Source organism: Paraburkholderia sp. UCT2 (genome assembly GCF_014397665.1).
Taxonomy (GTDB): domain Bacteria; phylum Pseudomonadota; class Gammaproteobacteria; order Burkholderiales; family Burkholderiaceae; genus Paraburkholderia; species Paraburkholderia tuberum.
Genome location: NZ_VZQO01000050.1, coordinates 42,559 through 61,610 on the forward strand (window position 1 = coordinate 42,559; position 19,052 = coordinate 61,610).

Consider the following 19,052-nt stretch of genomic DNA (forward strand, 5'->3'; position numbering starts at 1 on the left):
TGGAGTACTGAATGACAGTGTTTTTTATCGGCGCGGGTCCGGGCGACCCGGAACTGATCACGGTCAAAGGGCAGCGTCTCGTGCGCAGTTGTCCGGTGATCCTGTATGCGGGGTCGCTGGTGCCGGCCGCGGTGCTCGAAGGTCATAGCGCGCAACAGGTGATCAACACCGCGGAGCTCGATCTCGACCAGATCGTCGCGCTGCTCGCGGCGGCGCACGCGAAGGGCCAGCATGTCGCGCGCGTGCATTCGGGCGATCCGTCGCTGTACGGTGCGATCGGCGAGCAGATCCGCCGTTTGCGCGAGCTGGCCATTCCTTACGAAATCGTGCCCGGCGTGACCGCGACGGCCGCATGCGCGGCGGCGCTCGGCTGCGAGTTGACGCTGCCCGGCGTGTCGCAGACGCTGATCCTCACGCGCTACGCGAGCAAAACGTCGATGCCCGAAGGCGAGCAACTGGGCGATCTCGCGCGGCATCGCGCGACGCTGGCGATTCACCTCGGCGTGCGGCATCTCGCGCGCATCGTCGATGAGTTGCGGCCGCATTACGGCGGCGCGTGTCCGGTCGCGGTGATCTATCGCGCGAGCTGGCCCGACGAGGAAAAGATCACCGGCACGCTCGACGATATCGTCGCGAAGGTGCAGGGCGGCGCGATCGAGCGCACCGCGCTGATTCTGGTCGGCCAGGTGCTGGCCGCCGAAGGGTTCGCCGATTCGACGCTGTATGCGAAGGGCAGTTGACGGGGCCGTGAAAGCCTTTCTGGCGTCAGGAAGCCGCGTGGATTGTCGATCATAAATCCGGGTAACAACGCGCTGGAGCCGCGCACGCGCGACGGGGCTTCACCTCTGGTGCTCGCGAACGCACGTGGTTCGCGATGCCGCGCGACTCAGTCCTCGAGCGGCGACAAGGCCTTGAGTGGTGCCGGCTGGTCGTCGCCGAATCGGATCGTTGGCACCAGCGCGAGCAGCACGACCACGAATAGCGCGATCACGAACATCGACACGAAGGTCAGATGCAGCGACTGGTGCAGCACGAGCCGGACCAGATCGCTGTCGCCGAGATCGGCGGCGCGGTTCTGCAGCAGCGCCTTCAGCTGATCCGACGTGACCGTCGCGACGCCCTGCGAATGACTGAGCCCGAAGTTCAGCACCGCGCCGAATAGCGTCGCGCCGAGCGTGCTGCCGAGATTGCGCGAAAACAGGTTCGACGCGGTCGCGCTGCCGCGTTCGTCCATCCTGACGATCTCCTGGATCAGCACGAGCGAACTGACGCTCGACGTCCCCATGCCAAAGCCCATGATCAGCGACGCGAACCCGGCGACGAGCGGCGACGCGCCCGGCGACAGCAACAGCAGCAGCACCGCGCCGAGCGGCACGAACGCGCTGCCGCAGATCAGGATGCGCCGCAGACCGAGCCGGTGAAACGACTTCGCCGCGAACGTCGCGCCGGCGGGCCAGCCGACCATCATCATCGTCAGCGCGAGGCCGGCCACCACGGGCGAACGATGCAGCACGCCCTGCACGTACATAGGCAGGAACGTGGTCGCGCCCATCAGGATCATGCCGGCCAGCACCGTCGCGCTGTTGCATGCGGCGATCGGGCGGCGGCTCCATAGCGCGAACGAGATCATCGGTTCGGCCGCGCGACGCTCCTGCAGCACGAACAGCAGCATGCACAGCACGAAGACGCCGCCTGCGAACGAGGCTGGCGCCAACGCGTCGTCGCCGGCGTAGGTCAGCGCCATCATCAGCGCTGCGATCGCGGCCATGAACAGCGCGGCGCCGGCGAAGTCGATGGACGGCCGCGCGTGCCGTTCCGATTCGCGCAGGAACGCGATGAAGCCCGCCGCCGACGCGAGCCCGATCGGCACGTTCATCCAGAAGATCCACGCCCACGACAGGTTGTGAATGATGAAGCCGCCGACCATCGGACCCACGACCGCCGAAATCGCCCACACGCTCGCGAGATAACCCTGTACCTTGCCGCGTTCGCGCGCCGGGTACAGATCGGCGACGACGGTCAGCGTGACCGGCTGGATCGCGCCCGCGCCGATCCCCTGGATCAGGCGGAACACGATCATCGCCGGCATCGACCACGCGAAGCCGGCGAGCACCGAGCCGACGAGGAAGATCGCGATGCCCGCGAGGATCACGGGCTTGCGCCCATAGAGGTCAGCGAGCTTGCCGAACACCACGGTCATCGCGGTCTGCGTCAGCAGGAACGACGAGAACACCCAACTGTATAAATGCAGGTCGCCGAGTTGCGAGACGATCTGCGGCATCGCGGTCGACACGATGGTCGCTTCGATCGCGACCATCGCCATCGAGGCCATCACGGCGGCGATCACGAGCGGGCGTGAAGATTGAGTATTGCGGGACATGAAGGGCGTAGTATCGATATGTTGAATGCGTCGACGGCCCGGAGGAGGCCTTGCTGCGACGCATCGGCGCGGCCGCGCGTGGCGGCCGGTCAGGAGTATGCACCTTGCGGAGAATGCGCGCTCGCGCCCGGGCAGCCGGCGAGCCGGCCGGATTGGGCACGACCGTTGCGTATTCGGATTTCCCTTTGACACACGGAGGACAATCATGAGGATCGAATTCACCGGACGCCGGGAAGTGGTGGCTGCTGCGCGCGTCGCCTACGAGGCCAATGTGGACGGGAAGGACGTATGGTGCAGCGTTTCGCTCGACGCGCTCAATGACCATTTCGGCAATGGCAGCCTCGGCAACGGCGCCCCGTCTGCTCACGATCTGGTGGGAGCGTTCGAGGCGAACCGCGCCCGCATTGAAAATGCTACGCGGCGGGTGCTCGAACGCAACGGGGGACGGTCCGTGGAGCTCGAGACGCGCGACTTCGATTGAGCGACCCGCTTGCTTGTATTGGGTCAAGCGATTCGTGCCGCGGTGGAAAGGACTCTTCCATCGCGGCGACTATATCCGCGATGTCGGCGCGGGCTACAGTATCGACGCACACACCGCTTAACGCGTGTGAGCGAGAGAGTTGGACCCGGCTGCCGGCAGCCGGGTCTTTTTTTATGGCGCGTGCGAGCACGCCCATTATTTCGCTGGCAATTCGCCGCACGAGCGTGCGACGATTAGCACGGTGATTCGCGCGACGATTGAAAGGCTGCGGTATAGTCGCGGCAACTTTAAATCCGTCTCTTCGATTCTCTGGAGAATATCGTGCAGGAAATCATCGAAGGTCTGATCCGCTTTCAACGCGAGGTCTTTCCACAGCAAAGCGCGCTCTTCAAGCGTTTGTCGACCGCGCAGAATCCCAGCACGCTCTTCGTGACGTGTTCGGACAGCCGCGTGGTGCCGGAACTGCTGACGCAGACCGAACCGGGGTCGCTGTTCGTGATCCGCAATGCGGGCAACATCGTGCCGTCGTACGGTCCGGAGCCGGGCGGCGTGTCGGCGACCGTCGAATATGCGATTGCCGTGCTCGGCGTGACCGACATCGTGATCTGCGGCCATTCGAACTGCGGCGCGATGACGGCGATCTCGTGCTGCACGAATCTGGAGCACATGCCGGCGGTCGCGAGCTGGCTGCGTCACGCGGATGCGGCGAAGGCGATCAACGCGTCGCGCCACTACGGCTCGGATGCGGAGCGTCTCGAGGCGCTGGTCAAGGACAACGTGATCGCGCAGCTCAGCAACATCCGCACGCATCCGTCGGTGGCGGTCGGACTCGTGAACAAGACGCTGCGGCTGCACGGCTGGATCTTCAATATCGAAAGCGGTGAAATGCTTGCGCTCGATGGCAAGACCGGTAACTTCTTGCCGCTTGCGGATAATCGGGAAATTTGTGCGGGTTAAAGCGGCATTAAAACGGGTTTTTAGTTTGAAGGATTAACACTCGGCTTGCTAAAAGCCGGCGCGGCGGCGCGGTTTCAACCCCACCGCGCCGCCCGCCACGACCATTCCTATCAGCTCGACGTCACCAGCGAATCCGACGGCACGATCTTCAACACACCAGGGCTTTTCGCAGCCGGGTTCGACCACAGCAGATGCATGCTGAAGGTCGGATCGTTGTAGTACGCGACCTGCAGCACCGGCAGCTTGAGCGCGGGCATAATCCTGTTTTCCATCACCCACGCTCACCGAACCGTCCATGCCGCCCGTCGCCGCCGTCCGCCCGAGCGCCGTACCGTTGCGCAGTGTCGCGCTGATCCTCGTGTCGATGTTCTGCTTCGCGCTCGTCGACGCCCTCGCGAAATCGCTTGCGCTCGCCTATCCGGCCAACGAGGTCACGTTCTTCCGCATGCTGTTCGGTCTGTTCCCGGCCGTCGCGATGTGCCTGCGCGGCAAGCCGCTCGCCACGCGCTTGCGGCAACTGGACGTGCGCGGGCAGACCCTGCGCGCGCTGACGCTGCTCGGCGCATCGGGTCTGTTCTTTGCGGGGCTGCCGTATATGCCGCTTAGCGAGGCGGTCGCGATCGTCTATTCGGAGACCTTGCTCGTCGTCGTGCTGGCGCCGCTGCTGTTGCACGAAACGCTCAAGCCGCGCGACGCGCTGGCCGCGGCGGTCGGTTTCGCCGGCATGCTGCTCGTGGTGCGCCCTGACGGCTCGCATGCGAGCTGGCTCGGGCCTGCGCTGCTGATCGCGAGTGCGTTGTGCGGCGCGCTGTCGATCATCCAGATCAAGCGCATCAAAGCCAGCGACGATTCGGGCACGACCGTGCTGTACTTCACGCTGGTCGGCACGGCCGTCATGGGCGCGTCGCTGGTCTTCGCGTGGCGCACACCGTCGTTCGATGCGCTCGCGATCATGGCGCTGCTCGGTGCGCTTGCGACGGCGGGCCAGTTGCTGATGACGATGGCGTTCCGCGATGCCGATGCCGGCGCGCTCGCGCCGTACAACTACACGAGCATCGTGTGGGCCGCGCTGTTCGGCTACCTGGTGTGGGGCGAGACGATCGGCGGAATATCGATGCTCGGTATCGCGTTGATCGTCGGCAGTTCGATCGCCGTCGCGATGCGCCGCAAGCCCGAGGAAGGGCCGCTCGTCTGAGCTGCGCTTGCGTCGCTGAAAACAGGGTCGAAGGCGGCGCCGGAAGAACCGCTTGGGACTGCGATTAAAGCGCGCGTTTGAACGGAAGAATACCCGTCGGTTTCGGACACATCCCCGACCAGATCCGCCGATTCGTCAGTTGTTGGGTCTAAAAAGGAAAACACTGTCATTCGGATCGCCCACACTTTGACTAATGGGTCGGTCGATCGGTTGGAATGGGGAGCGTGCCTTGTATAGCGAACCGAGAATGATCGTGTTGATGGGCCTCGTCTTCGGCGCGGTGACGATTGGGGCCTATGTGTCGCAGCTGGACAACGACTGGTCGTCCGGTCGGGACGTGAGTCTCGTCGCCGACGGCGAACGGGGTGTCAGCGCGACGGGGGCGGCGGGGCAGAGCGAAGGCCGGCCCGGCGCGGTGACGGTCGCGCCGGCAACGCGCCGCCATGCGCTGCGCGACGACGTGGCCGCCTTGCGGGCTCAGCCGGCCGCGTCGATTGGAGCGCAGGCGGGCGACGCTCTGGCCATCGCGGCGCTACAGTTCGCGCGGGAGTCGAACAAGGCGCAGCAACAGCAACAGCAACAGCAGTTCCCGCACCCGCAGCCGCAGCCGCAGCAGACGAGTTTGCCGCCGCAGCCTGCGGTGACTTCGAACCGGACCCAGGCGCCACCCACGGCAAAGACCGGGCACGCACACCATAGCCGCGTTGCGTCGGGTACCACGACGAAACCTCGCTCAGCGCAAAGTGTTGCGACGACATCGGGTAGTCATGCGCGGGGCGGCAGCCACCGGAAAAGTTCTACTGCTGAGCGGTCTGGGAAGAAAGCGGCCAGCGTCGTGCCAGAGGCGCGGCCGTTGCCGCAATATGCAACGCAAGGCGTCGAGTCGCCATGGTCGATGCCGCGCGCGGGGCTGACCAGCCCGTCCGCAACTCAAGCGGTCGCCAGCAACGGCCCCAAAACCCGCGCCGAAGTAGAGGCCGAACTCGTGCGCGCGCGTGAGAACGGTACGATGCCCGCGTTCGGCAGACCCGAGCCATCGGGACCTGGGGCGCACTGAAGCGGGCCTCGCGCCGCGTCCCCGGCAACCGTTAGATCAACGACGCGGCGAGCCGCGCGAAGGTGGCTTCGTCGGTGCGATCGAACGCAAGCAGCGTGACCGATACGCGCCCCGCCGCGACGGTTGCCGTTTCGCTGTCGGCATGGTTCTCGCGCGGGCCACGATCGAAGCGCAGCCAGTGATACGCGATGCCGCGCGGATCGACTTCCGGCAGCACCTCGATGTCCCTGACGAGCCCGACGCCCTGGCGCGTCGGCGTCAGCGGACCTGCGTCGGCGGCATCGACGTCGGGGAAGTTGATGTTCAGGCAGGTTGGTGCCGCATGGTCGATCGCGAGCAATTGACGGATCACGCCGGGTGCGAGCGTGCGCGCGGTGTCCCAGCGCACGCGCTCGCGATCGCTGAACGCCTGGCTCAGCGCGAACGACGGCAGCCCGAGCAGCAGACCCGTCATCGCCGCGCCGACCGTGCCCGAGAACATCGTTTCGATGCCGAGGTTGCCGCCGCGATTGACGCCGGACAGCACCAGCGACGGCGGCGCCTCGCGCATCAGATGACGCACGCCCATCACGACGCAATCGCCGGGCGTGCCGGTCACGCCGAAACGGCGTTCGCCCTGGCGGCTCACGCGCAGCGGCGAATGCAGGCTGATGGAATGCGAGGTACCGCTCTGGTCGTGCTCGGGCGCGACCACCCAGACTTCGTGCGCGAGCTCGGCGGCCACGGCTTCGAGCACGGCGAGGCCGGGCGCGTCGATACCGTCGTCGTTCGTCAGCAGCACTCGCGGCAGCTTGGATTCGTAAGCGGACATCGCGTCAATCTCCTGTGGCTCGGTGAATGAATCGTAGGGAAGGGACGCCCATTATCGGGCTTTCGTCGGACGCGCGTACGATGACGATGAGCCGCCAACGACCCAGGACGACCCCCATGCAGATCGACCCGTTTGAGATTGCGATCGCCGATCAGGACATCGACGATCTGCGCCGCCGCATCCACGCCACCCGCTGGGCGCCCACGACGCCCGCGCCCGCCTGGCAGCAGGGCGCCGACCCGGCCTGGCTGCGCGAACTCGCGACCTATTGGGCCGGGCAATTCGACTGGCGCGCGGCCGAACGCAGGTTGAACCAGCTGCCGCAATTTCTCGCCGACGTGAACGGCCAGACCGTGCACTTCGCGCGTCGGCGCGCCGCCAGTGTCGCGCCCGGCTTTCAGGCTTATCCGCTGGTGATCACGCACGGCTGGCCCGGTTCCTTCTTCGAGTTTCACGCGCTGCTCGATCAGTTGTGCGATCCGGTCGCGTTCGGCGCCGATCCCGCCGACGCCTTCGACGTCGTCGCGCCGTCGCTGCCGGGCTTCGCGTTTTCGCCTGCGCCCGCGCAGACCGGCATGTCCGCGTTCCAGGTCGCGGACCTGTGGGTGTTACTGATGCGCGGGCTCGGCTACGAGCGCTTCGGCGCGCAGGGCGGCGATCTTGGCGCGGGCGTGTCGATCGCGTTGGCCGCGCATCATCCGCGGGTGGTCGACGGCATCCATCTGAACTTCCTGCCGAGTTCCTATGAGCCGGCGATCGGCGCGGTGCAGCGGGAGCTGACGCCGGCCGAGCAGGACTATCTGCGCGAGAAGAACGACTGGGCCGCACTCGAAGGCGGTTACGCGCATCAGCACGGCACCAAACCGCTGACGGTCGCCGCGTCGCTGAACGATTCGCCGGTGGGACTCGCCGCATGGATCGGCGAGAAGTTTCGGGCGTGGAGCGATTGCGGCGGCGAGGTGGAAAGCGTGTTCTCGAAAGACGATCTGCTGACCAATATCTCCCTGTACTGGTTCACGCAGTGCATCGGCCCGGCGATGCAGATGTATTGGGAAAACCGCCTGCAGCCGATGCGTTTCTCCGACGGCGAGCGCATTGACACACCAGTCGGCTTCGCGCTGTTTCCGAAGGAGATCAATCATCCGCCGCGAAGCTGGCTCGAACGAACCTTCAACGTCGCGCAGTGGAGCGAAATGCCAGCCGGCGGGCACTTCGCGGCGATGGAAAAGCCCACGTTGCTCGCGGCCGAGATTCGAAAGTTCTTCAGGCCGTTGCGGCAGAAAGCGCGCTAGGCAGCGTCGATCACTAACAGCGAAGGCGGCTCATGCCACCTTTTTTATGCATTCGGCGCGCGTCGAACGCCTCGGCGCGGCCGCAACGGACAACGCTATTCATCGACGACAGCCAGGCTAGCGTGGACGGCGCGCTCGCGGCCGGTTTTTAGGGCTTCCGGTGCGTCGACGCGGCGAGCTTGTCGATCGAACTCGCGCGGCGCGGTGTGTTATAGCAGTTGCGATGACGGTCGAACTTTCATGCACGAGGGCACCATACACGCTATGGCACATTCGTCGAACCACGATTACCGCCGCCGTTTTCTGCGAACGGCGCTCGGGCTGCCGGCAGCGCTTGCGCTGTCGCGCGTCACGTCCGCGCAAACCGAGGCGCACGCGCAATCCGGCACCGCCTTACCCCGCATGAGCCGCCGCGCGATCCCGTCCACCGGCGAAGCGCTGCCGGTGATCGGCTGCGGCACGTGGCGCACCTTCGACGTCGGCGACGATGCCGCCGCCCGCGCCCAACTCGCCGAGGTGCTGCGCATCCTGTTCGAAGCGGGCGGCTCGGTGATCGATTCCTCGCCGATGTACGGTTCGTCGGAAGCGGTCGCGGGCGCGCTGCTCACGCAGCTCGACGCGCATCGCAAGGCGTTCGTCGCCACCAAGGTCTGGACCGAGGGACGCGAGGCCGGCATCGCGCAGATGGAGGAATCGCTGCGGCGTTTTCAGCAGCCGCATGTCGATCTGATGCAGATCCACAATCTGCTCGACTGGCGCACGCAGCTCGCGACCTTGCGCGACTGGAAAGCGCGCGGCCGGATTCGCTATCTCGGCATCACGCATTACACATCGAGCGCGTTCGACGAAGTCGCGGCGGTGATGCGCAGCGAGAAGCCCGACTTCGTGCAGATCAACTACGCCGCCGACGATCGCGCGGCCGAGCAGCGCATCCTGCCGCTCGCGGCCGATCTCGGCATCGGCGTCGTGATCAATCAGCCGTTCGGCGGCGGCGGTTTGCTGGCGCGCGTGATGAAAATGCCGTTGCCCGCATGGGCCGGCGAAATCGGCTGCGCGAGCTGGGCGCAGATTCTGTTGAAATTCGTGCTCGCGCAGCCGGCGGTGACGGTCGTGATTCCGGGCACCGGGCGGCCGCAATACATGGCGGACAACGTGCGCGCGGGATCGGGACCGCTACCCGACGACGCGATGCGCGCGCGGATCATCGCGGCGGTCGGCGGCTGACTTGATGCGCAATCCAGTGCGCAATCCATCACGGCGATTACTTGCCGCTTGCTATTCGCATACAGGTGCCGCCTCCCACAAACGCCGCACGACACGGGAATAAATCCCGCCACACGCCAGTCATGCCTCACGAACCGGGTTCGGTTCGGCGAATCCTTATCGTGAGGTCATCATGTCGTCACATCATTCATTCGATCCGGCGCGTCGCGGCGCGCTGAAGTGTCTTGCGTTCGGTGGCCTCGGCACCGTGTTCATGCTGTCGGGCGGCGTGCTGACGCCGGTCGAACTCGCGCTCGCGGCCAACGCGAACACCGCGACGCCAACGGCTGGCACGCCGCTTTTCCTGCAGATCAGCGATACGCATATCGGCTTCAACAAGGAGGCGAATCCCGACGTCGCGGGCACGCTGAAACAGACGATCGATTACGTCAACGCGATGCCGGCGCGTCCGCCGCTCGCGATTCACACCGGCGACATCACGCATCTGTCGAAGCCCGCGGAATTCGATCTGGCCGCGCAGCTGATGTCGGGACTGAAGATCACCGAGCTGCACACGGTCCCCGGCGAGCATGACGTCACCGACGGCCCCGGCACGGAGTACTTCAGCCGCTTCGGCAAGGCTTCGGATAACCGCGGCTATTACAGCTTCGATCACCAGGGCGTGCATTTCGTCGGGCTCGTCAACGTGATGCATTTCAAGCCGAACGGCCTCGGCGGTCTCGGCGACGAGCAGCTCGAATGGCTCGAAAACGATCTGAAAGGCCGCTCGTCGAGCACCCCGGTCGTGGTGTTCGCGCACATGCCGATGTGGACCATCTACGAGCCGTGGGGCTGGGGCACCGGCGACGCGGGACAGGCGATGAGCTATCTGAAGCGCTTCGGTTCCGTGACGGTGTTGAACGGCCACATTCATCAGATCGTGACGAAGGTCGAGGGCAACGTGACGTTCCATACCGCGCGCTCGACCGCCTATCCGCAGCCGAGCGCCGGCCAGGGCGATGGCCCTGGGCCGCTGAAGGTCGCGAGCGACCAGCTGCCGAAGATGCTCGGCGTGACGAGCGTCAGCATCGCGCGTCATCCGCTGAAGGCGACGCTCGACGACACGACGCTCGCCTGACGACGCGCGCTACTTTTACGCTCGAGGAGATCAATGATGCTAACCAGGATGATGGGCCGCGCGCTCGCGATTCTGCTCGGCAGTGTCGCGATTCTGGCGGTGTCGGCGGGGCCCGGTTTTGCGCAAACGACGATGCCGATGCCGGTGCAGAAACAGACCGTCGCGTCGACGCCTAACGCGATCGTCATCAAGAACTTCATGTTCTCGCCGATGGAACTGACCATCAAGGCGGGCACGACGGTCACATGGAAGAATCTCGACGGCGAGCCGCACAGCGTGGTCAACGACGCGGGCCTGTTCCGCTCGGCCGCGCTCGATCAGGACGACACCTATCAGTTCAAATTCGATAAACCGGGCGTGTACAAGATCTTTTGCGGCATCCATCCGAACATGAAGGCGACCATTACCGTGCAATGATCCAATTGCCGCCAAGCCCTTGCTCAGCAAGGGCAGTTCGGATTTTGCTCCGAACTCAACCCTGGATCGCGAGCACTGTTATTCAGTAGGCGGCTTGGCCTGTCCCCAGTCGACGGGGTGGTGCAGCGAAATCTGCAGACGATCGCGCAATTCGGGATGGACAGACGCCTGGTTGAGAACAGCCATGCCTCCGATTTGACGCAAGGTTTCGTCCGTGATCGGCGCGCGGCAATCGTCCGAACCCAGAGGCACAGTCATTGCCATTCCGCGCGCTATCTGCCGATCTATTGCCCCCTCGACTTCCTCGTGCGACACGGTACATACCTGGATTTCACAGGCATCCTCGTTATAGAAAATCACGGTGGCACGCTGGCGCTTTATCATCTCAGAAACCTCTGCAGCTCTGGTAATTTTGAAATGCCGTCTGTTTGCACATGGCATAAGCACGGGGGTCTTGGGTCATCGCTCGTACGAAGTTGCATTGCTCCAAATCAAATTCGTACTCGGCAAAACAATTTGCCTCAGTTGTCCATCGTGCATCGTGTTGCGGTCCTGGTAGTTCTGACTGTACGGAACGCCGCTCACGCGGTATGCAGCTCGCTCAACCGGCACAGCAGAATCCCATAGCCGGTCAGATGCCCGAGGTACACGCTCGTAAACACGTCCGACGCGGGCAGGTCCTCGGTCAGCTGACGCAGGTCCTCCATATGCAGCGGCGGCGCGTCGAGCGGCGGACGCTCGACGCGCAGGTCCGCCGCCTCGGCCAGTTGCCGGTGCGCGTTGACGAGCCGCGCGAGCCGCGCGAGAAACATTTCGCGCCACGCGGCGTCGAGCGCGGCGAACTGATCGTGAAACGTGTCCATCGTTTCAAGAAAATTGACCAGCGAATCGAAGGTCTCCTGATAGCTCGCGAACACTGGCAGCCGTGCCGCGTTGCGCTTCAGATGTGGCGACACCCACGCCTGCTCGAGGTCGGTCTTCAGCAGCAGGTGCGCCTGCTTCAGGTTCGTGCTCAGCGTGCGCAGCCTGGAGGCCGCCGGCTTGATCTGCGCTTTGTCGAGCTGTCCCGCGGCCAGTTGCGCGACGACATCGGTGGCCTGTTCGTTGCCGTCGTTGACGAGCGTGTTCGCCCAGTAGCCGTGATCGGGCGGAAACGCGATCTGCTGGATGACGAAGCCGAGCAACATGCCGAGTACCACGCCAATCAGGCGCTGTTCGAGCAGCGGAAGATGTTCGCCGGTATAGAGCACGAGCGTGATCGGCACCGTGATGCTGGTCATCTGGAACAGCGACGGCCGCAGCGCGACGATGCCGAAGATCACGACCGGCAGCAGCGCCGCGCCCATCCACAGGTGCGGCGCGGTCAGCCAGATCAGCAGCGTGCCGATCGGCATCGCCACCACGTTCGAAAACACCCGCTTGTAGAAGTAGCTACGAGCCGCCGAAATCGAGCTACCGAGCGCCAGCGTCAGCATCGTCGAACCGGCGAGCGGCACGGCCGCGTCGGGAAAGCCGAGCAGGTATGGGATGCCGAAACCGATCCACAGGCCGAGCGTCAGCTTCGCGTACTTGGCGGTTTCCGACAGAGAAAAGCGCGCGAGCGCGCGGCGCAACGGCGTAAGTGGCTGGTGCAGATACCTGTTCGACATGATTTTTATGCTGACCGATGACGTTGGGCCGGGCATTGTTGGGCCTGGCACGGCGCGGCGTTCGCGACATGCGCGCACGTGACCTTACCATCCGGAGCGGACGGCTTCGGGAATTCGCACGGCAGCAGGTTCGCGGAATGCTGCTCGAGGCGCGCGGCGCGCGCAGTCCAACGCGGGTTTCAAGCGGCGGTTTCGGCGTCGCGCGCGCGTTCGCCGCCAGGCCCGGTTGTTGCATGCGAAACGGCGACCGCGTTGGCGCGTTTCGCAGAATCCGCGTCGCATCGGGCGTAGCGGCCCACGGCAGGCGCACTGCTGGCTGTCGGGCTCTGTGCCGGGTTGGAGTTTTTACCGGCTTTGCACGCTTTTTTGCCAACCCACACGGCATCTGGCGGCGTCGTTTGGAGCACCACCGAAGCGAGGCGGAAACGCAACGCTGCTATGTTGTCGGCCGTTCGCGACAGGATTACATTCATTGAGCATTGCGTGCAGCGGCAGCCTGCGAGTTCGGTGTACGCGCCGGCTCGTCAGCGCGCCAGTTTGTCTGCAAGAAGTGGCATACCCGGAGCGTATTGCGATGGCTACCGATCCCGACGATATCGACTTGCGTCATTCCACAACGGACGGCCGGTCCTCCTTCGAACCCGACGGCCCTGACGAATCGGGCGTGCCGCCCCCGCGCTTCGGCCGCCTTGCCCTGTGCCTCGCGGCGGCCGGCGCGCTGACCTTCGGTGTGATGGGCACCGTCGCCTACGGCGTCTGGTTCAACCAGGATCAGCAGACGTACGCGGATGCCATTGCGGGCGCGCGCCGGGCGCTCGGCTCATCGGCATCGGCCCGGGTGCCGACGGTGGCCGTCGCGCACGCGCCGGAGGAGGCCGCCGCGCCCTTCGCCATGCCGTCAGCCAGGCAGCCCGCCGCGCCAGACGTCGCGCTCGAAGCGGCCGGCGCGAACGGCGGCTTCGAAGACACCAACCCGGCCGTGTGGTCCGGGCAGATCCACGCGAGTACGCCTGACCCGAATCTCACCGCCACGCTGGCCGATACGCCGGTCGATACCTCGGCGGATATGTCGGCGGATATGTTGGCCAACCCACCCACAGCCCCCATTGTTCCCACGCCACCGCCGGGCTACACGCGGCACGTCGCCAATTCCACCGCGAAGCCCGCGGCCGGTCACGACGCGAAAGAAGCACGGCTCGCACAGCAGGAGCGGCGCGCGTCGCCGCAGCACAAGGGCGGTCTGTTTGCGCGGATCGGACAGTTCTTTCGACGCGTGAGCTATCGTCAACATGACAACGGCCGACGGCAACAAGATATCTACTCCCATCCCTGAGCACGCGGTCGTCGGGCCAGCGGGGCGAGCAGGGCTGCGCGGCGCCGCACACGCGCGCGTGCCGGTGTGGCGCTTCCGGCCGGGGCCCGCGAGCGTCGGCGTGGCCGCGCTGTTGTGTCTGCTGTTCGGCCTGCTGTATGTGGCGATGCAGATCCGCACGGTGTTTTCCGATCAGTTGAAGCAGGAGTACGCGGGCCTCGTGCTCGAAGCCGCCGGGCGCGTCGACAGCGCGCGCGAACAGTTGGCCGCGTGGCAGCGTATGGCCGACACTCCGGCGAGTCACGACGCGTCGTTCGTGCCGGCCTATGACGCGGCGCGCGCTGAACTCGCGCGGCGTATCGCGGCGCTCGCGGCCCTCGTCAACGCGAGTCCGTCGCCGGCGCCGCCCATTCCAGCGATGTCCACGGCGCAGCCAACGCCCGAAGCCGTCGCGGCGGTGCTCGGCAGCGTGTCCGCCTACTGGCGCGCACAACGCGACGCATCGAGCGCCGACGTGCGGCTGCGCGTCGCGCACGTCGCGCGCACGCTGATCGCGCTCGCCGCGCTGCTGTTCTGCATGCTGATCACGGCGCTCGGCATGTACGCGAAGCGTAACCGCCAGCTCGCGGGGCAGTCGCACGAGTTCGAGCTCGCGTCGCTGCACGATTCGCTGACCGGCCTGTCGAACCGCCGCAAGCTGCTGGCCGCGCTCGACTCTGCCGCCAGGCACGCGCGGACCGCGGCCGTCGAGCAGCGCCTCGCCGTGCTGTATATCGACCTCGATGGCTTCAAGCAGGTCAACGATTCGTTCGGGCATCGCACCGGCGACGAATTTCTCGCCGCGGTATCCGCCCGGTTTCGCGCCTCGGTGCGCAAAGGCGATCTGGTCGCGCGCATCGGCGGCGACGAGTTCGCGGTGCTGGTGCGCACCTTTGCGGGCGATGACGAGCTCGCCGAGATCGCGCGCCGGCTGATGGCCTGCGTGGTCGACACCGACGCACAGATGGGAATCGGCGGCGTGCGCGCGAGCGTGGGCATCGCGAGTTATCCCGACGACGTCGAGGATCACCGCCGTCTGGTCGCCGCCGCCGATGCCGCGATGTATCAGGTCAAGCGCGACGGCAAGAACGGCTTCGCGTTCGCGGCGCAGACGGGCAGGGAAGCGACGTTGTGAACGTCACTGGCCTTCGTTGCGCCACTCCGTCAGCTTTTCGCGCTCGTTGAGTTCGATGAACGCCGGCCGTGCGCGCAGCCTGCGGATATAGCTCGCGAGATGCGGCCAGCCCACCGTCGCCGGGTGGGGCATGTTGCGGGTCCAGCGCATCAGCACGAGCGCGAGCAGATCGGCGGTGCTGAGCTTGCCGCCCGCGAGGTATGCGTGGCCGTCGGCGAAATGCCCGTCGAGCCGCGCACACGCTTGTTCGATGCGGCGTTGCGCGAGCGCGCGCACCGCCTCGGCGCCCGCGGGGTCGCCGTCGCTGCCGGCGTAGAACCAGTCGCGCATCGCGGGCAGCAGCGTATTCGCGAGGTAGATCATCCATTCGAGCCATTCCGCGCGTGCGGCCGAGCCGGGTGCGGGCGCGAGGTCGGCCTCGGCGTGGCGCTCCGCGAGCAGCATCAGCAGCGCGGCCGATTCATGCCGCGGCACGCCATCGACGACCAGCGTGGGCACGCGCCCGGCCGGATTCAGACGCAGATACTCGGGATCGTGCTGCTGGCCCGCGTCGATATCGACGAGGCGCGCTTCGAACGGCACGCCCATTTCGAGCAGCATCCAGTGCACGGGCATGCTGGCCGCGCCGGGCGAGTAGTAGAGAACGTAGGACATTCGGGGCTCCGTGGATCGTTGAGAGCGCGGTCGAGCCGTGAACAGAAAGAATAAGGGGCTGTCGCCGAAACGAACAGCCCCTTCAGATGCGTCAGGCGCCAGCGTACGCAAATGCGGGCGCTCGAAACAGCAAGCCTCGAATCACGCCCGCGGCCCGGTCTTTCAATGCGCCGACGCGTGCTTCTCCTGCTCGGCTGCGCTCGGCTGCGTCACCGCGCTGACGATCACGAACACGATCACGTTGACCGCGAGCGCAAGGAAGCCGATGTTGACGTCCTTCAGCGCATCGGGCAGGAACGGCATCAGTTGACCGACGCTCCAGTGCATCGTCGTGGTCAGCGCGACCACCGCGACACCCGCGACGATGCCGCAGAACGCGCCTTGCCTGGTCGCGCGGTTGTGCGGGAACAGGCTGCAGAGCACGGCCGGGAACAATTGCGTGACGAAGCTGTAGCCCATCAGCAGCAGCGCGACGATGGTTTCGCCGCCGTTCAGCGTGAAGGTGACCGCGACCAGCGCCACGACCGGTACGAGGAAGCGCGCGATCACCGCGACCGACGCATCCGACGCGTTGCGGTTCACCATGCCGCGATACACGTCGTTGGCGAGCAGCGTCGACGCCGAGGTCAGGATCATCGAGCCCGGCACCAGCGCGGTCAGGATACCGGCCGCGCCGATCACGCCGACGAACCACGGATCGAACGTCTGCAGCGACAGGCGGAACAACGACAGGTCGATGTCGGCGCCCTTCAGGCCCGGCACGCGCAGCGTCGCCGCGAAGCCGACGAAGAACACGAACAGCAGGATCAACTGATAGAGCGGCAGAATCGCGGCATTGCGGCGGAAGATTCGCTCGTCCTTCGCCGTGAAGATCGAACCGAACGTGTGCGGCCACATGAAGAAGCCGAGCGCGGTCAGCAGCACCGTCGACTGGAACCACACGACGCTCGAACCGCGCGCCGGGAAGGTCAGGAAGCCGGGACGGGCGGCGTCGATCGTGCGGAACATCGCGCCGAAGCCGCCGTAGTAATGCAGCGGCAGATAGATGCCGAGGAACAGCACGATCGCGAGAATCAGCAGATCCTTGGCCACCGAGTTCCAGGCGGAGCCGCGCACGCCCGACACGATCACGTAAGAGGTCACGACGATCGCGCCGATCCAGATCGCCGCCGTCGACGAGATCGCACCGTACGACGCGGTCGAGACGATGATGCCGAGGCCCTTCAATTGCAGCACCAGGTACGGGATCAGCGCGGCCACGCCGACCAGCGCGACCAGCGTGCCGAGCGCCGGGCTCTCGTATTTGCGCGCCAGGAAGTGCGGCTGCGAGACCAGGCGGTGCGTCTTCGCGTAGCGCCAGATCGGCGGCAGCATCCAGTACGACAGGATGTACGCGAGCGTGCCGTACGCGAGGATGTAGTAGACCGGCGCCCCCTTGCCGTACGCGAAGCCGCTGCCGCCGAGGAACGTGAAGGTCGTATAGATTTCGCCGGCCATCAGCAGGAACACGAACGCGGTGCCGAAGCTGCGGCCGCCCACGCTCCACTGCTCGAGGCTCATGTCGTGGCCGCGCCTTGCGCGCACGCCGAGGAACAGCGCGAATAGCGTAACGGCGGCGATGATGACGAGTGCGCTCATGGGCGAACCTCCTCGCCATCGGCGGCGACGTGTCGGTTGGACGGATCGAGGTTGTAGATGATCGCCATGATGATCGCGCTCAACACCACCCACATGACGATCCAGGCCAGCACGAACGGCATGCCGAGCACGAGCGGCTCGACGCGATTGACAAACGAAATGCCGACCAGGATGCCGACGAACGGCAACGCGGCAAGTACACGAAGCAGCATGTGGACAACTCCTCTAACCAGTAGGTATGTGTCGTTGAAATTCCGGCTTCGCTGAGGACTGTATGCCGGATACTTCGGTCCCGTAAAGCAGGTCAAAATAAATGTCGGAGTTTCGACCGCTGCAATTGCATTTTTCCAGCCCGGATTGCTGCAGTGCAAAGCGGGACGCGCCGTGTCGCGCAAGGTGTCGCGCGGCTTTTCTGCAGGCCGACTGGCGCGCCGCGATATGATCTGCGAGCATTGCAGCATTTTCCGGACCGCGCGATTCCGGCCGGGTTCATGACCGGCGGCGCGCCCAGGCGCGAACTCGCGCGAGCACACGCAGACAAGCAGGCACACGGACACGCACATGGTCGAAAGTCTGATCTCGGACATCATGTTTGGCTTTATCGGCTTAATCAGCATCATCAATCCATTCAGCGGCGCGTTTGTGTTTCTGGACCGGACCGCGTCGTTGACCCTCGACGAGCGCACCGTACTCGCCCGCAAGATCGCGATCAACGCCGCCGTTGTGCTGCTGGTGGCATTCTTCATCGGCACGCCGATCCTGCATTTCTTTGGTATCTCGATGGAGGCGCTGCGCATCGGCGGCGGGCTCGCGCTTGCCGTGGGCGGCTGGCAAATGCTCAATGCGCCGGACACGCCGGCGGTCGAGCAGACGGAAGTCAAGCGCGTCGACGCCGAAACCGCGAAATCGCGCGCGTTCTTCCCTCTGACCGTGCCGCTGACCACTGGCCCCGGCTCGATCGCGACCGCGATCGCGCTGTCGGCGAATCGCACGCACAAGCTGTCGGCGTTCGTGATGTCGGGCATCGCGTCGGTCGCCATCACGTTCGCGGTGGCCGTCTGCGTGTATCTGATCTACAGCCGCGCGACGATCCTCGCGCGCTATCTCGGCGTCGAGGGCACCAAGGTCGCGTTGCGGGTGTCGGCGTTCCTGCTGCTATGCATCGGCGTGCAGATCATTCTGACCGGCGTGTCCGAATTCCTGATTCCGATCGCGACGATGCGCCCGCCGGCGGGCTAGCGCCGCATGCCGGCGCCATGCATGCTGTGGCGGCGGCGCCGCAGGTGGATCGCCTTCGGGTGGTTCGTGCGGAACGTCGACCGGATCGTCCGGGATCGGATCGGGGTCGATCTTCGGCGGCGGCGTGTTCGGCGCGATGTCGGGGTCGACTTCGGGCGGCATCGGCGCATGCGGATGCAGCGGCAGTGGCAGCGGCAACGGCTGCATCGAAATTTGCGCGTGAGTTGGCGTGTTCAGGTCGAATGTGCCGATTGCACTGGGCGCTTGCCGGCTCGTATCAGGTAAGTCCATCAGTCCTCTCCCAGGGTCTGTTTACATATGGAACGCGCGTGCGTTGCCGCGAGAAGGGCCGCTCGCAAGGATTGCGACGCCGCGAATACTCGACGTATTCGCAAGGAGCATGACGCAGCGAGCGGCCCTTCTCGCGGCAACCCCAGTTCTGAATTTCATTCCAG

Annotated in this window: 21 protein-coding genes; 12 read left to right on the forward strand and 9 right to left on the reverse strand. The window is 65.4% G+C overall.

Translation table 11 applies throughout. From position 1 onward, the window contains the following. Window positions 1–11: 11 nt before the first annotated feature. Window positions 12–740, forward strand: a complete 729-nt coding sequence (gene cobM / locus F6X39_RS30015) for a precorrin-4 C(11)-methyltransferase (protein WP_187619243.1) — start codon at window positions 12–14, stop codon at window positions 738–740. A gap of 146 nt (window positions 741–886) precedes the next feature. Here cobM and F6X39_RS30020 read toward each other — a convergent pair whose 3' ends face one another. Beyond that, window positions 887–2,587, reverse strand: coding sequence for an MDR family MFS transporter (locus F6X39_RS30020; protein WP_262414858.1), 1,701 nt, complete (start codon window positions 2,585–2,587; stop codon window positions 887–889). Between F6X39_RS30020 and F6X39_RS30025 the strand changes: the two genes are divergently transcribed. Both F6X39_RS30025 and F6X39_RS30030 read left to right on the forward strand, forming a co-directional pair. Continuing rightward, on the forward strand, window positions 2,586–2,861 hold the full coding sequence (locus F6X39_RS30025) for a DUF1488 domain-containing protein (protein WP_008923225.1): 276 nt from the start codon (window positions 2,586–2,588) through the stop codon (window positions 2,859–2,861). The two genes, F6X39_RS30020 and F6X39_RS30025, sit on opposite strands and share 2 nt — an antisense overlap. Window positions 2,862–3,182: 321 nt before the next feature. Then, window positions 3,183–3,818, forward strand: coding sequence for a carbonic anhydrase (locus tag F6X39_RS30030; RefSeq protein WP_184062347.1), 636 nt, complete (start codon window positions 3,183–3,185; stop codon window positions 3,816–3,818). A 110-nt stretch (window positions 3,819–3,928) separates the two neighbouring features. Here F6X39_RS30030 and F6X39_RS30035 read toward each other — a convergent pair whose 3' ends face one another. Then, window positions 3,929–4,090, reverse strand: coding sequence for a hypothetical protein (locus F6X39_RS30035; protein WP_187619245.1), 162 nt, complete (start codon window positions 4,088–4,090; stop codon window positions 3,929–3,931). Between the two features lie 23 nt (window positions 4,091–4,113). On the opposite strand from F6X39_RS30035, the gene F6X39_RS30040 reads away from it, so the two are divergent. Both F6X39_RS30040 and F6X39_RS30045 read left to right on the forward strand, forming a co-directional pair. Beyond that, window positions 4,114–5,013, forward strand: coding sequence for a DMT family transporter (locus F6X39_RS30040; RefSeq protein ID WP_187619246.1), 900 nt, complete (start codon window positions 4,114–4,116; stop codon window positions 5,011–5,013). Between the two features lie 247 nt (window positions 5,014–5,260). Further along, window positions 5,261–6,070 carry a DUF4148 domain-containing protein gene (locus F6X39_RS30045; RefSeq protein WP_187619247.1) on the forward strand — a complete coding sequence of 270 codons (810 nt, stop codon included), beginning with the start codon at window positions 5,261–5,263 and terminating at the stop codon, window positions 6,068–6,070. Between the two features lie 31 nt (window positions 6,071–6,101). Here the strand turns inward: F6X39_RS30045 and surE are convergent, their stop codons facing one another. After that, a complete protein-coding gene (gene surE / locus F6X39_RS30050) occupies window positions 6,102–6,881 on the reverse strand; it encodes a 5'/3'-nucleotidase SurE (RefSeq protein WP_187619248.1) in 780 nt (259 codons plus the stop codon). A gap of 116 nt (window positions 6,882–6,997) precedes the next feature. Here surE and F6X39_RS30055 point away from each other — a divergent pair, with 116 nt between their 5' ends. The 4 genes from F6X39_RS30055 to F6X39_RS30070 all read left to right on the forward strand — a co-directional run bounded on the left by F6X39_RS30055 (window position 6,998) and on the right by F6X39_RS30070 (window position 10,931). Beyond that, window positions 6,998–8,173 (forward strand): epoxide hydrolase family protein, encoded by a 1,176-nt coding sequence (locus F6X39_RS30055; protein WP_187619249.1) that lies wholly within the window; start codon window positions 6,998–7,000, stop codon window positions 8,171–8,173. 264 nt (window positions 8,174–8,437) lie between these two features. After that, complete coding sequence (locus tag F6X39_RS30060) at window positions 8,438–9,397, forward strand: aldo/keto reductase (RefSeq protein ID WP_187619250.1); 960 nt, start codon at window positions 8,438–8,440, stop codon at window positions 9,395–9,397. Between the two features lie 172 nt (window positions 9,398–9,569). After that, on the forward strand, window positions 9,570–10,514 hold the full coding sequence (locus tag F6X39_RS30065) for a metallophosphoesterase family protein (RefSeq protein WP_187619251.1): 945 nt from the start codon (window positions 9,570–9,572) through the stop codon (window positions 10,512–10,514). A gap of 36 nt (window positions 10,515–10,550) precedes the next feature. Beyond that, the gene (locus tag F6X39_RS30070) at window positions 10,551–10,931 is read left to right on the forward strand and encodes a cupredoxin family copper-binding protein (protein ID WP_187619262.1); all 381 of its coding nucleotides are present in this window, start codon (window positions 10,551–10,553) and stop codon (window positions 10,929–10,931) included. A gap of 78 nt (window positions 10,932–11,009) precedes the next feature. Here F6X39_RS30070 and F6X39_RS30075 read toward each other — a convergent pair whose 3' ends face one another. The 3 genes from F6X39_RS30075 to F6X39_RS30085 form a co-directional block, all read right to left on the reverse strand. Beyond that, complete coding sequence (locus tag F6X39_RS30075; protein ID WP_187619252.1) at window positions 11,010–11,315, reverse strand: hypothetical protein; 306 nt, start codon at window positions 11,313–11,315, stop codon at window positions 11,010–11,012. Between the two features lie 197 nt (window positions 11,316–11,512). Then, a complete protein-coding gene (locus F6X39_RS30080) occupies window positions 11,513–12,580 on the reverse strand; it encodes an FUSC family protein (RefSeq protein ID WP_187619253.1) in 1,068 nt (355 codons plus the stop codon). 179 nt (window positions 12,581–12,759) lie between these two features. Further along, complete coding sequence (locus F6X39_RS30085) at window positions 12,760–13,053, reverse strand: hypothetical protein (RefSeq protein ID WP_187619254.1); 294 nt, start codon at window positions 13,051–13,053, stop codon at window positions 12,760–12,762. 101 nt (window positions 13,054–13,154) lie between these two features. Between F6X39_RS30085 and F6X39_RS30090 the strand changes: the two genes are divergently transcribed. Both F6X39_RS30090 and F6X39_RS30095 read left to right on the forward strand, forming a co-directional pair. After that, window positions 13,155–13,913 carry a hypothetical protein gene (locus tag F6X39_RS30090; protein ID WP_187619255.1) on the forward strand — a complete coding sequence of 253 codons (759 nt, stop codon included), beginning with the start codon at window positions 13,155–13,157 and terminating at the stop codon, window positions 13,911–13,913. Next, window positions 13,870–15,066: a GGDEF domain-containing protein gene (locus F6X39_RS30095; protein ID WP_222945358.1), complete on the forward strand. Its 1,197-nt coding sequence runs from the start codon at window positions 13,870–13,872 to the stop codon at window positions 15,064–15,066. Before F6X39_RS30090 ends, F6X39_RS30095 begins: the two co-directional genes overlap by 44 nt. Before the next feature lie 3 nt (window positions 15,067–15,069). Here the strand turns inward: F6X39_RS30095 and F6X39_RS30100 are convergent, their stop codons facing one another. From F6X39_RS30100 to F6X39_RS30110, 3 genes are all read right to left on the reverse strand, one after another. Continuing rightward, complete coding sequence (locus F6X39_RS30100; protein WP_187619256.1) at window positions 15,070–15,720, reverse strand: glutathione S-transferase family protein; 651 nt, start codon at window positions 15,718–15,720, stop codon at window positions 15,070–15,072. 162 nt (window positions 15,721–15,882) lie between these two features. Beyond that, window positions 15,883–17,358 (reverse strand): sodium:solute symporter, encoded by a 1,476-nt coding sequence (locus F6X39_RS30105; protein WP_187619257.1) that lies wholly within the window; start codon window positions 17,356–17,358, stop codon window positions 15,883–15,885. Further along, on the reverse strand, window positions 17,355–17,570 hold the full coding sequence (locus F6X39_RS30110; RefSeq protein ID WP_184047032.1) for a DUF3311 domain-containing protein: 216 nt from the start codon (window positions 17,568–17,570) through the stop codon (window positions 17,355–17,357). The genes F6X39_RS30105 and F6X39_RS30110 overlap by 4 nt, the downstream gene beginning before the upstream one ends. A gap of 349 nt (window positions 17,571–17,919) precedes the next feature. Here F6X39_RS30110 and F6X39_RS30115 point away from each other — a divergent pair, with 349 nt between their 5' ends. Beyond that, window positions 17,920–18,597 (forward strand): MarC family protein, encoded by a 678-nt coding sequence (locus tag F6X39_RS30115; protein ID WP_187619258.1) that lies wholly within the window; start codon window positions 17,920–17,922, stop codon window positions 18,595–18,597. Window positions 18,598–19,052 lie beyond the last annotated feature (455 nt).